The sequence below is a fragment of the Methylorubrum sp. SL192 genome (genome assembly GCF_026672325.1).
Lineage (GTDB): Bacteria > Pseudomonadota > Alphaproteobacteria > Rhizobiales > Beijerinckiaceae > Methylobacterium > Methylobacterium extorquens.
The window spans coordinates 1,698,338-1,711,611 of record NZ_JAPPQV010000003.1; the positions used below are offsets into that span (position 1 = coordinate 1,698,338).

The 13,274-nt window shown below is 69.3% G+C and carries 7 protein-coding genes; 5 read left to right on the forward strand and 2 right to left on the reverse strand.

All coding sequences use genetic code 11. The annotated features are described in order from the left end of the window. Positions 1–6 precede the first annotated feature (6 nt). The 4 genes from OVA30_RS08745 to zwf all read left to right on the forward strand — a co-directional run bounded on the left by OVA30_RS08745 (position 7) and on the right by zwf (position 9,733). Positions 7–3,144, forward strand: coding sequence for an MdtB/MuxB family multidrug efflux RND transporter permease subunit (locus tag OVA30_RS08745; RefSeq protein WP_268175219.1), 3,138 nt, complete (start codon positions 7–9; stop codon positions 3,142–3,144). Then, complete coding sequence (locus tag OVA30_RS08750) at positions 3,141–6,455, forward strand: efflux RND transporter permease subunit (RefSeq protein WP_253388568.1); 3,315 nt, start codon at positions 3,141–3,143, stop codon at positions 6,453–6,455. Before OVA30_RS08745 ends, OVA30_RS08750 begins: the two co-directional genes overlap by 4 nt. A 166-nt stretch (positions 6,456–6,621) precedes the next feature. After that, positions 6,622–8,124 carry an efflux transporter outer membrane subunit gene (locus OVA30_RS08755; RefSeq protein WP_268175220.1) on the forward strand — a complete coding sequence of 501 codons (1,503 nt, stop codon included), beginning with the start codon at positions 6,622–6,624 and terminating at the stop codon, positions 8,122–8,124. A 100-nt stretch (positions 8,125–8,224) separates the two neighbouring features. Continuing rightward, positions 8,225–9,733 carry a glucose-6-phosphate dehydrogenase gene (gene zwf, locus OVA30_RS08760; protein ID WP_268175221.1) on the forward strand — a complete coding sequence of 503 codons (1,509 nt, stop codon included), beginning with the start codon at positions 8,225–8,227 and terminating at the stop codon, positions 9,731–9,733. A 111-nt stretch (positions 9,734–9,844) separates the two neighbouring features. On the opposite strand, the gene leuB is transcribed toward zwf, so the two are convergent. After that, on the reverse strand, positions 9,845–10,954 hold the full coding sequence (gene leuB, locus OVA30_RS08765; protein ID WP_268175222.1) for a 3-isopropylmalate dehydrogenase: 1,110 nt from the start codon (positions 10,952–10,954) through the stop codon (positions 9,845–9,847). A gap of 107 nt (positions 10,955–11,061) precedes the next feature. Next, on the reverse strand, positions 11,062–11,379 hold the full coding sequence (locus tag OVA30_RS08770; protein WP_003603725.1) for a hypothetical protein: 318 nt from the start codon (positions 11,377–11,379) through the stop codon (positions 11,062–11,064). Between the two features lie 246 nt (positions 11,380–11,625). Here OVA30_RS08770 and OVA30_RS08775 point away from each other — a divergent pair, with 246 nt between their 5' ends. Then, on the forward strand, positions 11,626–13,155 hold the full coding sequence (locus OVA30_RS08775) for a hypothetical protein (RefSeq protein ID WP_268175223.1): 1,530 nt from the start codon (positions 11,626–11,628) through the stop codon (positions 13,153–13,155). Positions 13,156–13,274 lie beyond the last annotated feature (119 nt).

Below are 13,274 nucleotides of genomic sequence, written 5' to 3' on the forward strand. Positions count from 1 at the left end.
GCGGCCATGAACCCGTCCCGCCTCTTCATCCTGCGGCCCGTCGCGACGACGCTGTCGATGCTGGCGATCCTGATCGTCGGCGCGGTGTCGTATCTGAACCTGCCGGTCTCGGCGCTGCCTGCCGTCGATTACCCGACGATCCAGGTGCAGACCTTCTATCCCGGCGCCAGCCCGGAGGTGATGACCTCGGCCGTCACCGCGCCGCTGGAGCGCCAGTTCGGCCAGATGGCCAACCTCAACCAGATGTCCTCGCAGAGTTCGGCGGGGGCGTCGGTCATCACGCTTCAGTTCAACCTCGACATCCCGCTCGACATCGCCGAGCAGTCGGTCCAGGCGGCGATCAACGCGGCGGGCAACCTGCTGCCGACCGACCTTCCGGCACCGCCGATCTACGCAAAGGTCAACCCGGCCGACGCACCGGTGCTGACGTTGGCGCTCACCTCCGCGACGATCCCGCTCACCCAGGTGCGCGACCTCGCCGAGACGCGGCTCGCCCAGAAGATCAGCCAGATCGCCGGTGTGGGCCTCGTCAGCATGGGCGGAGGGCAGCGGCCGGCGGTGCGGGTGCGGTTCAATTCCCTGGCGATGGCCGCCTACGGCCTCAACATCGACGACCTGCGCACCACGATCGCCAACCTCAACGTCAACACGCCCAAGGGCAATATCGACGGGCCGACCCAGTCCTACGCCATCAACGCCAACGATCAGGTACGCGACCCGGCGGTCTATGCCAGCGCGATCATCGCCTATCGCAACGGCGCGCCGGTCCATCTCACCGACGTGGCGGAGGTCGTGGACGGGGCCGAGAACACCCGGCTCGGCGCCTGGGCCGACCGCACGCCCGCGGTGATCCTCAACATCCAGCGCCAGCCCGGCGCCAACGTCATCGACACGGTCGACCGCATCAAGCGGCTGCTGCCGCAGCTCCAGGCGACGATGCCGGCCTCGGTCTCGGTGGCGATCCTCACCGACCGCACGACGACGATCCGCGCCTCGGTGCACGACGTGCAGTTCGAGCTGATGCTCGCCATCGGCCTCGTGGTGATGGTAATCTTCCTGTTCCTGCGCAGCTTTTCCGCGACGCTGATCCCGAGCCTGTCGGTTCCGCTCTCGCTGATCGGCGCGCTCGCGGCGATGGATGCCTGGGGCTTCTCCCTCGACAACCTCTCCTTGATGGCGCTCACCATCGCCACCGGCTTCGTCGTGGACGACGCCATCGTCGTCATCGAGAACATCGCCCGCCACGTCGAGGAGGGTGACAGCCCGTTCGAGGCGGCGCTGAAGGGAAGCCGCGAGATCGGCTTCACCATCATCTCGCTCACCGTCTCGCTCATCGCGGTGCTGATCCCGCTCCTGTTCATGGGCGACGTGGTCGGCCGCCTGTTCCGCGAATTCGCGATCACGCTGGCGGCGACCATCGTGATCTCGGCGGTGGTCTCGCTCACCCTCGTGCCGATGCTGTGCGCGCGCCTGCTCAAGCCCGTCGCCCATGGCGCCGACACGCCGGCCGCGCGCCGCGAAGGCCCCATTGCTCGCGCGGGCCGGCGCCTCAACGACGGCGTCATCGCTCTCTACGGGCGCGCGCTTCGCGTCGTGCTGGCCAACCAGGGCCTGACGCTGCTCGTCACCCTCGGCACCGTGGCGCTCACGGCCTACCTGTTCGTGGTGATCCCCAAGGGCTTCTTCCCCGTGCAGGACACGGGCGTGATCCAGGGCATCTCACAGGCCGACCAGAGCGTCTCCTACGAGGCCATGGCCGAGCGGCAGCAGGCCTTGGCCGACATCGTCCTGCAGGATCCGGACGTCGCGAGCCTGTCCTCGTTCATCGGGGTGGACGGCCAGAACGTCACGCTCAATTCCGGCCGCTTCCTCATCAACTTGAAGCCGCGCGAGGCGCGCGGCGCCGATGCCAGCGCGATCATCCGCCGCCTCAACGCCGCGACCAGCACGGTGCCCGGCGTGCGGCTCTACATGCAGCCGGTGCAGGATCTGACGATCGATACCGCGGTCTCGGCGACGCAGTATCAGGTCATCCTCGAGAACCCGAACCTCGGCGACTTCGAGACCTGGGTGCCGCGCTACGTCGAGGCGCTGCGCCGCTCACCGCTGCTGGCCGACGTGACCAGCGACTACCAGGGCAACGGCCTGGCCGCCTACGTCACCATCGACCGGCCCACAGCCGGGCGCTACGGCATCACGCCGGCCACGATCGACAACGTGCTCTACGACGCGTTCGGCCAGCGCATCGTCTCGACCATCTTCACCCAATCGAGCCAGTACCGGGTGATCCTGGAGGCGAACCCGAAGCTGCACACCTCGCTCGCCTCCCTCGACAACCTCTATCTCCCGTCCTCGACCGCACCGTCGGGACAGGTGCCGCTCTCGGCCGTGGCGAAGATCGAGGAGCGTCGCGCGCCGCTGCTGATCGGCCATCTCGGCCAGTTCCCGGCCACCACCGTCTCGTTCAACCTCGCCCCCGGCGTCGCCCTCGGGCAGGCGGTGGAGGCGCTCGAGACCGCGCGAAAAGACATCAACCTGCCGGCGAGCTTCAACGTGGTGCCGCAGGGCTCGGTCTTCGCCTTCGAGTCGGCGCTCTCCAACGAGCTGTTCCTCGTCTGCGCGGCGATCATCACCGTCTACATCGTGCTCGGCGTGCTCTACGAGAGCTTCATCCACCCCATCACCATCCTCTCGACCCTGCCGTCCGCCGGCATCGGCGCGCTGCTCGGGCTGATGTGGTTCGGGCTCTCGCTGGACATCATCGCGATCATCGGCATCGTGCTCCTGATAGGCATCGTGAAGAAGAACGCGATCATGATGATCGACTTCGCGCTCCAGGCCGAGCGCGAGGAGGGCAAGGCCCCGCGCGACGCGATCTACGAGGCCTGCCTGCTGCGCTTCCGCCCGATCCTGATGACGACGCTCGCCGCCCTGTTCGCGGCGGTGCCGATGATCGTCGGCTCGGGCGTCGGCTCGGAACTGCGCCAGCCGCTGGGCATCGTCATCGCCGGCGGCCTTATCGTCAGTCAGGTGCTGACGCTGTTCACGACGCCGGTGATCTATCTCGCCTTCGACCGGCTGGAGCGCCGGATCATGCGGCGGCGGGAGCGGGATGGGCTGGCGCCGGGCGGGGCGGTGCCTTGAACCTCTCCGAACCCTTCATCCGCCGTCCGGTCGCCACGACGCTGCTGACGATCGGCCTGCTGCTCGCCGGCATGTTCGCCTATGTCCGCCTGCCGGTGGCGCCGCTGCCGCAGGTCGATTTCCCCGTCATCCTGGTTCAGGCGCAGATGGCCGGCGCCTCGCCGGAGACCATGGCGACCACGGTCGCCGCGCCGCTGGAGCGGCGGCTCGGGGCCATCGCCGACGTCAACGAGATGACCTCGACGAGTTCGACCGGCACGGTGCGGATCGTCCTGCTGTTCGGCCTCAACCGCGACATCGACGGCGCTGCCCGTGACGTCCAGGCGGCGATCAACGCCGCGCGCGCCGATCTGCCGACCTCGCTGCGCACCAACCCGACCTACCGCAAGTTCAACCCGGCCGATTCGCCGATCCTGATCCTCGGCCTCACCTCCGATACGCTGACGCCGGGGCAGCTCTACGATTCCGCCGCGACCATCGTGCAGCAGCGGATGAGCCAGATCGAGGGCGTGGGCAACGTCGATATCGGCGGCTCCTCGCTGCCGGCGGTTCGGGTCGAACTCGATCCAACGGCGCTGTTCCACTACGGCATCGGCCTGGAGGGCATCCGCGCGGGTCTGGCCTCGGCCAACGCCAACTCGCCCAAGGGCGACATCGTGGCGGGCGACCGCCGCTACCAGCTCTATGCCAACGACCAGGGTCGGCAGGCCTCCGACTATCGCGACATCGTCGTGGCCTACCGCAACGGCGCCGCCGTGCGGCTCGCCGATGTCGGCGAAGTGGTCGATTCGGTCGAGGACAAGCGCAACCTCGGCCTGGTCGACGGCAAGCCGGGCGTGATCCTGTTCATCTACAAGGAGCCGGGCTCCAACGTCGTCGAGACCGTGGAGCGGGTGCGGGCGGCGATCCCGCAGGCGAAGGCGGCGCTGCCCGGCGACATCGACCTCAACATCTCCGGCGACCGCTCCGCCACGATCCGCGCCTCGCTGGCCAGCACCGAGGAGACGCTGATCATCGCGGTCATCCTCGTGATCTTCGTCACCTTCATCTTCCTGCGCTCATGGCGGGCGACGCTGATCCCGGCGGTGGCGGTGCCGATCTCGATCATCGGCACCTTCGCGGCGATGTGGATGCTCGACTACTCCCTCGACATCCTGTCGCTGATGGCGCTCATCATCGCGACCGGCTTCGTCGTGGACGACGCCATCGTCGTGCTGGAGAACATCCAGCGGCACATCGAGGCGGGCAAGCCACGGGTCGAGGCGGCGCTGCTCGGCGCCCGCGAGGTCGGCTTCACCGTCGTCTCGATGAGCCTGTCGCTCATCGCCGTGTTCCTGCCGATCCTGCTGATGGGCGGCATCGTCGGCCGGCTGTTCCAGGAATTCGCGGTCACGCTGTCGATGGCGATCCTCGTCTCGCTCGTGCTCTCGCTGACGACGACGCCGATGATGTGCGCGCTGCTCCTCAAGCCCGAGGCGCAGATGCATGCGGGCAAGCGCCCCAACATCCTGCTGCGGGGGCTGGAGGGCGGCTTCGACGCGCTGCTGCGGAGTTACGAACGGACGCTCCGTTTCGCGCTCTATCACCGGCGGCTGACGGCGCTCAGCGTGTTCATCGCGATTGGGCTCACGGTCTACGGCTACATCATCGTGCCGAAGGGCTTCTTCCCCGATCAGGATACCGGCCAGCTCATGGGCGGCATCCAGGCCGACCAGCGCATCTCGTTCCAGTCGATGAAGGACAAGCTGGAGCGCGCGAGCGCCATCGTGCAGGCCGACCCGGCGGTGGAGAGCATCGTCGGCTTCACCGGCGGGCGCGGCACCAACTCCGCCAACGTCTTCGTTGGGCTCAAGCCGCGCGGCAAACGCGAGCCCATCGAGACGGTGATGGCCCGGCTACGGCCGAAGCTCGCCCAGGTCGCGGGCGCGCGCCTGTTCCTGTTCCCGCGCCAGGATCTCAGGATGGGCGGGCGCCAGAGCTTCGCCCAGTACCAGTACACGCTCCAGGGCGACACGTCGGAGGAGCTCTACGCCGCCTCGCCGAAGCTGCTGCAAGCGCTGCAGAAGCGCACCGACATCTTCGCCGACGTGACCTCCGATCAGCAGGAGGGCGGGCTGGAGAGCCGCCTCGTCATCGATCGGGCGACCGCCTTCCGCTACGGCATCACCCCGGACCAGATCGACAACACCCTCTACGACGCCTTCGGGCAGCGGCAGGTCTCGACGATCTACAACCCGCTCAACCAGTACCACGTGGTGATGGAGATCGCGCCGCGATACCTCCAGAACCCGGAAGTCCTGAAGACGATCTACGTCTCGACCACGGGCGGCCGCGCACGGGGCTCGGCCACCACCAACGCGGTCGCCGGCACGGTGGCGGGCGGCGGGACCACCACCGCCTCGCAAGCCTCCACCTCCGGCACGTCCACCACCGACACGGCGGCGACCATCGCCGCCGACTCGGCCCGCAACGCCGCGGGCAACGCCATCGCCGCGAGCCGGGGCAGCGCCTCGTCGAGCGCGCCGGTGTCGAGCGCCAAGGAAACGATGGTGCCGCTCTCGGCCTTCGCCCATTTCGAGACCGGCAACGCCCCGGTCCAGGTGGCGCATCAGGGCCTGTTCGTGGCCACCACCATCTCGTTCAACCTCGTGCCCGGCAAGAGTCTGGGCGAGGCGACCGCGGTCATCGACCAGACCATGCTCGATCTGCAATTGCCGCAGACCATCCACGGCGAGTTCGCGGGCGCGGCCAAGAGCTATCAGGAATCGTCGTCGCGCCAGCCGCTGCTGATCCTCGCCGCCCTGCTCGCCGTCTATGCCGTGCTCGGCATCCTCTACGAGAGCTACATCCACCCGATCACGATTCTCTCGACCCTGCCCTCGGCTGGGATCGGCGCCATCGTCGCGCTGCTCACCACCGGAACCGAATTCACCATCGTCGCCCTGATCGCGGTGTTCCTGCTGATCGGCATCGTGAAGAAGAACGCCATCCTGATGATCGACTTCGCCATCGATGCGGAGCGCAGCCGTGGCCTGACGCCGGGGGAAGCGATCTACGAGGCCTGTCTCCTGCGCTTCCGTCCGATCATGATGACGACGCTCGCCGCCATCCTCGGCGCAGCCCCGCTCATCGTCGCGGGCGGCGAGGGGGCCGAGCTGCGCCGGCCCCTCGGCATCGCGATCGTCGGTGGACTCATCGTCAGCCAGATCCTGACCCTCTACACGACACCGGTCGTCTACCTGTATCTCGACCGTCTCCGGCTCTGGGCGAAGCGTCGCCGGGGCGGAGCGGCGGCGGTGCCGGCCGAGTGAGGATGGTTGTTTCGTGACAGGTGACGTGCGCCATAACCCTCCCCCCTCCGCGGGGGAGGGTGCCCTGCGGATGCAGGGCGGGAGAGGGGAGCCACGTTTCCGGACGTCGCGCTGCCCCTCACCCGACCCGCTTCGCGGGCCACCCTCTCCCGCAGAGGGGAGAGGGTTGAGGTCGAGGCTCCTGTTCCGCTTCGCCACCGTCTGCGCGGTCGCGGCACTGACCTCCGGCTGCCTCGTCGGCCCCGACTATTCGCGTCCCTCCGTCGAGACGCCGCTTGGCTTCAAGCAGGGCGGGATGCGCGAGGACAGCCTCGCCTACGTCCAGGCGCAGAAGGGCTGGCGCCCGGCGTCGCCGAACGATGCGGCCGAGCGCGGCGATTGGTGGCGGGCCTTCAACGACCCGACGCTCGACCGGCTGATTCGCTCCATCGACGTCGACAACCAGAATCTCCGCGCCCAGGTCGCGGTCTACGATCAGGCCCGCGCCCTCGTCGCGCAGGCGCGCGCCGCCCTGTTCCCCACGGTGATCGGCGCTCCGGGCATCACCCGGTCGCGGGCGCTGGGCGCCGAGCGCACCACCGTCTCGCTCCAGGGGCAGGCGAACTGGGAACTCGACCTGTTCGGCGGCATCCGCCGCCAGATCGAGAGCGATGTCGCCTCCGCCCAGGCCTCGGCCTCCGACCTCGCCCTGGTGCGTCTCAGCCTTCAGGCGGAACTGGCGACCAATTACCTCCAACTGCGCTATCAGGATTCGCTGAAGCGCGTGCTGGAGGAGAATGTCGAGGGCTTCAAGCGCAGCCTCAGCATCGCCGAGAACCAGTACAATGCGGGCGTCGCCGCCCGCTCCGACGTCATCACCGCACAGACGCAGCTCCAGACGACGCAGGCCTCGCTGATCGCCGTCGATCTCCAGCGGGCGACGTTCGAGCACGCGGTGGCGATTCTCACCGGCCGCCCGCCCTCGGAGGTCAAGCTGCCGTTCGCGCCCCTGCCGGCGCGTCCGCCCTCGGTGCCGGTCGGCATCCCGTCCGATCTCCTGGAACGCCGCCCCGACATCGCCGGGGCTGAGCGGCTGGTGCAGGCACAGAGCGAGCAGATCGGCGTGGCCGTCTCCGCCTTCTATCCGACGGTGACGCTCTCGGCCTCGGGCGGCTTCTCGGGCGCGACCAGCAACGGCGTGTTCTCGGCCGCCAACCGCGTCTGGTCGATCGCTGCGAACGGCTCTCAGGTGTTCTTCGACGGCGGCGCCCGCGCCGCGGTGCTGCAAACGGCCCGGGCCGCCTACGAGGCGGCGGTGGCCAATTACCGGCAGACGGTGCTGACCGCCTTCGGCGAGGTCGAGAACGGGCTGGCCGGCGTGCGCATCCTCGCCCGGCAGCAGGCCAAGCAGGACGAGGCGGTGGCCTCGGCGCGGCGCGCGGTCGAGATCACCCTCAACGAGTACCGGGCCGGCACGCAGAACTACACCACCGTCGTGACCGCGCAGGCGCTGCTCATCAACAACGAGGTCACCGCGCTCCAGATTCGCCTCAACCGCTTCACCACCGCCGTGGCGCTGATCCGGTCGCTGGGCGGCGGCTGGGACGCTCGCTCGCTGCCGACCGGCGAGGAGCTGAAGGGCGTGCGTCTGCCGATCGATGGCGGCTCGGCCGTCCGTACCGACGAGTAGGCCCGTGCAGGGCAGCTCGGCCGGAACAGGAACCGCCGGCCTCTGTTGAACCGGGATTCCAGCGGTCAGCCCCTCGCCGGCCGAGAGCCCCGGATGGTCCATGCCCGACGCCTGCGTTCACGACACGCCCGACACGCCGAAGACCCCGGCCTGCACCCTCGTGATCTTCGGTGCCGGCGGCGACCTCACCAAGCGCCTCCTGATGCCGGCCCTCTACAACCTCGCGGGCGGCGGGCTGCTCGATGACGGCTTTTCCGTTCTCGGCGTCGATCACAACCCGCTGACCGACGAGGGCTGGCGCGACGACCTCACCGAGACCATGGAATCCTTCACCAAGGATCCGTCCGCCGAGTTTCACGCCGAGCGGATCGACCCGCGCCCCTGGGATTTCATCCGCGGGCGCCTGCACGTGATGCAGGGTGATTTCTCCGAGGAAGCGACCTTCAAGGAGCTCGCCGGACGCCTCACCGGCAACGTCGTGTTCTACCTCGCGGTCTCCGCACGCTTCTTCGGCCCCGTGGTCGAAGGCCTCGGCAAGGCCGGCCTGCTAAAGCAGACGGAGGACGCGTTCCGCCGCGTCGTCATCGAGAAGCCGTTCGGCTCCGACCTCGCTTCCGCCAAGGCGCTCAACGAAACCATCCTGGCGCAGGGCGACGAGAGCCAGTTTTACCGGATCGACCATTTTCTCGGGAAGGAGACGGTCCAGAGCATCCTGGCGATCCGCTTCGCCAACGCGATGCTCGAGCCGATCTGGCGGCGCGAATACGTCGATCACGTCGAGATCACCGCCGCCGAGACGATCGGCGTCGAGGAGCGCGGCCGCTTCTACGAGCCGACGGGCGCGCTGCGGGACATGGTGCCGAACCACCTGTTCCAGCTTCTCACCATGGTGGCGATGGAGCCGCCCTCTGCCTTCGACGCCGAGATCGTGCGCGACGAGAAGACGAAGCTGGTCGGGGCGATCCGCCCGGTCACGCCCGAGAATGCCGTGCGCGGCCAGTACGCGGCAGGACACGAGGACGGGAAGGATGTCCCGGCCTACCGTGACGAGCCGGACGTGGCCAAGGATTCACGCACCGAAACCTATGTCGCCCTCAAGCTTGAGATTGAGAACGAGCGCTGGTCCGGCGTGCCGTTCTTTCTGCGCACCGGCAAGTGCTTGGCCGAACGGCGCACCGAGATCGCGGTGCATTTCAAGCCGACGCCGCTCACGCTGTTCCGCGGGGCGGATGGCGGCGATCTCGCGCCGAACGTCATGCGCCTGCGCATCGACCCGGCGCCCGGCTCCGCCACGCGCTTCAACGTGAAGCGGCCGGGGCCGCAGATGCATCTCGCCGCGATCGAGACGGGCTTCTGCTACGGCGATTTCTTCGACCCGGCGCCCACCGTCGGCTACGAAAGCCTGATCTACGATTGCATGATGGGCGACCCGACCCTGTTCCAGCGCGCCGACACCATCGAGGCGAGCTGGGCCGCCGTCGATCCGCTGCTCAAGGCGTGGAAGGACGCGCCGGTCTGCTTCTATCCGGCCGGCAGTCCCGGCCCGAAGGAGGCAGACGATCTGCTCGCCCGCGACGGGCGCTCGTGGCTGCCGTTGGGGGAGACGTGACCGCGGCTTCCGGATGAACGCTAACTCGGCAGTGCAACCCCTCTCCCCGCTTGCGGGGAGGGGGGACGGTCACTGCAGGGGGGGCGAGAGGAGACGCGGGATTCGGAGCCCTCAGCCCGCCTGCGTTTCTAGCTCGCGCAGGATCGCGTCGCCCATCTCGCCGGTGCTGATCGGGGTCTGGCCCTCGCCGACGATATCGCGGGTGCGGGCGCCGGCGGCCAGCGCCTGGGTGATCGCGCTCTCCACGAGGTCGGCGGCCTCGCCGAGGCCGAAGGAGTAGCGCAGGCACATGGCGAGCGAGCCGATCATCGCGATCGGGTTCGCAAAACCCTTGCCGGCGATATCGGGCGCCGAGCCGTGGACCGGCTCGTAGAGCGCCTTGCGGGTGCCGCGCGCGTCGGTGGCGCCCAGCGAGGCGGAGGGCAGCATGCCGAGCGAGCCGGTGAGCATCGCCGCGACGTCCGAAAGCACGTCGCCGAACAGGTTGTCGGTCACCAGCACGTCGAACTGCTTGGGGCGCCGCACGAGCTGCATGGCGCAGTTGTCGGCGAGCACGTGCTCCAGCTCAACCTCGCTGTAATGCTCGGCATGGACCCGCGTGACGACCTCCTTCCACAGGACGCCGGTCTTCATCACGTTGTTCTTCTCGGCCGAGGCGACCCGGCCGGAGCGCTTGCGGGCGAGGTCGAAGGCCACATGCGCGATCCGCTCGATCTCGGCGGTGGTGTAGACCTGCGTATCGACCGCCCGCTTCGAGCCGTCCTCCAGCGTGGTGATCTCCTTCGGCTCGCCGAAATAGACGCCGCCGGTGAGCTCGCGCACGATCATGATGTCGAGGCCCTCGACCAGCTCGCGCTTGAGCGCGGAGGCGTCGGCCAGCGCCGGGTAGCAGATCGCCGGGCGCAGGTTGGCGAACAGGCCGAGATCCTTGCGCAGGCGCAGCAGACCCGCCTCGGGGCGGATGTCGTAGGTCACGCCGTTCCACTTCGGCCCGCCGACCGCGCCGAGCAGGATCGCGTCGGCCGCGTCGGCGCGGGCGAGCGTCTCGTCAGCGAGCGGCTTGCCGTGCACGTCGATGGCCGCGCCGCCGACGAGGTCGCGCTCGGTCTCGAAATCGGCGAGGCCCGCGCGCTTGAGCCAGCCCACCACCTTCTCGACCTCGGCCATCACCTCGGGGCCGATGCCGTCGCCGGGCAGGAGCAGAAGCTTGTAGGTGGTCATGGGGCTGGAATCCGGGCTGATGGCACGCGCCACGTCGCCCGCGCTCTATCGGCGCGGCTCGGCCCCTGCAAGTCCGTCGCTCGCTCCGTCGGCGACCGAACCCAGGCTTAACCCGCGCGCTTACCCGAGCGGAACGGGCGCAGCATCCAGGCCATGCGCCCGACCTCGTCCTCCTCCGGACGCTTGGCGGGGCGCACGGCGCGCTCCGGCGCCGAGGAGCCGATCTCGTGCACGATCTGCTCGAGCAGGGGCGGGATTTCCTGGCCGTACTCGTCGAGGAGCACGGCGGCGTCCAGCAGGGCCTGGACCTGATCGTCGGGAATGGGACGGCTCATGATCTGCGCATCGAGCGCTTGATCGGCCAGCAACGTCGCGAGGCGGGAGACCTCCGACAGACCGGCCGGTGCCGAGAGACCGCTGCTCATCGATGGAATACCCTCATTATCGAACGGAGGCCTACGGTAATCCGTCTTGGTGAGCCAATCCTTTCACCATGTTCGGTTCTCGCGTGCCGAAAACGACCTGATCGTGATGGGAAGGCTTGCCGGGAGTGCTTTCCGAGCCGGGGCCGGAAGGGCTAAGGTTTCGCCGTGCACAAACCGAGCCTTCCCGACCCCATCGCCGCCGGACGCGGCTTCCTCTCGCCCGAGTCCGGGCCCGCTCGACGCGGAATGGGGATCATCGCAGTCCCGCTCGTCGTGCTCGCGGCGTGGGCAGGGCCGTCCCAGGCCGGCGCGCCGCGTGGCGGTGCCAGTGCCTGCTATCTCACCGGGGGCGGGGCCCTGGAGATCTGCCGTTCGGCCGACGAGGCCGAGGGCGTCTACGCCGTCCCGCCGCCCTGCCATTTCGTCCACGACGTTCAGATCCTGCGGCTCAAGGATACCGGGCCGCCGGGCCCGCTTCAGGTGATCTACCGGGCCGAGCCACCGCGCCAAGGGAGCCGGCCGAGCGGTGGCCGCGGCGAGGAGGCCTGCCGGACCGACCTGCGGGCCACCGATCCCGCGGCGGGCGGCGCCGTGCGCATCGGTCGGCAGATCGAGACGCTGGCGACGATGCTGCCGCCGACCGATCCGCGCTTCTGGAGCGAAGGCCTCAAGGGCGACGGTGCGGCGCGGGCCGAACAGCCGCGCCGCCGCAGCCGGGCGACCCGTCAGGCGCGGCGGGAGGCCCGCCGGGCGGCGCGCGAGGCGAGGCAGGGGGACAAGCAGGCGGACAGGATGACCTTCCGCGCCCAGGCCTCCGCGCCGGAGGACGATCCGTCCGGCAACGCGATGATGGTCGCGGGGCGCGATTGGGCGGGTGACCCGTACTACGCCATCCTTGCCACCGCGACGGAGCCCTCCGGGGAGGGGCGTCGCCGGGTGCTGGTCCAGGCGCGCACCTACGATTTCCAGAGCCTCGATCTGCGGGTCGAGGCCGATCCCGGCACCGAGTGGCGGCCGTTCGGAGCGCCCGCCGCCGAGGGGCAGGGGCGTCGGCGCGGGCGCACACGGCCGGCGGCGATGAAGCCCGCCCCGGTGCTCGACGACACCGGCAAGCCGATCGTCGGCAACTGCGCCGCACCGGATTTCGAGGCGCGCGGCCTGACCGGGTCGATCAGCGTGGTCGATCGCGTCTACCACTACTTCTACACCGACGTGCTGCCCGCCGATTGCGATGCGCCGCGGAACCGGCGGCGCATGGCGCTCTACCTGCGCACGAGCCGCGACCCGCTGGCGGAGCGCACGTGGTCGGCGCCCGTCACGCTGATCGAGGGCCTGCCGGCCGAGACCGAAATGCGCGTCGCCAAGGCACGCGGGATGGACCGTTGGGCCGTGGCCTATTCCTGCTCGCGACCGGTCACCGTCTCGGGTGGGCCCGTCGCCGATATCTGCCTGCACTACACCGCCGACCTTTCGCCCGGCAGCCTCACCGCCCTGACGCTCTATGCCGAGCCCGTCGCGGCCGGCCACTCCACCGCCTATCTCGGCCTGCGCTCCGGCGGCGACGCGCTGGGGCGGTTCACCCGGGACGGCTTCGGCTGGATGACCGACCGCTACGGCAACCTCGACGCGCCGACGATCTACCCCGACAAGGGCGGCTTCCTGACCTGGCTCGACCGCCGGGCCCCGCGGATCGACGGCAGCGACGCCTCCTCGCTCTACGGCCGGCCCGTCTACTGGGCGACCTGGACGGTTCGCCCACGCGCCGCCGCACCGTGATCGCGTGACGATTCCGGCCCGACGTTCGACAGAGGGGTGGATGTCGCCCGCGACGCCGTCGATGTTCGAGAGACCTTGAACGCCCGTCGCCGGGCGGGACATCGTTCCGGCGCGGGTGC

Bases quoted from the DNA above. Each gene is read 5' to 3' on its own strand.
- zwf (WP_268175221.1), top strand. From the start codon at position 8,225: ATGCCCGACGCCTGCGTTCACGACACGCCCGACACGCCGAAGACCCCG.
- OVA30_RS08745 (WP_268175219.1), top strand. From the start codon at position 7: ATGAACCCGTCCCGCCTCTTCATCCTGCGGCCCGTCGCGACGACGCTG.
- OVA30_RS08770 (WP_003603725.1), bottom strand. From the start codon at position 11,379: ATGAGCAGCGGTCTCTCGGCACCGGCCGGTCTGTCGGAGGTCTCCCGC.
- leuB (WP_268175222.1), bottom strand. From the start codon at position 10,954: ATGACCACCTACAAGCTTCTGCTCCTGCCCGGCGACGGCATCGGCCCC.
- OVA30_RS08775 (WP_268175223.1), top strand. From the start codon at position 11,626: ATGGGGATCATCGCAGTCCCGCTCGTCGTGCTCGCGGCGTGGGCAGGG.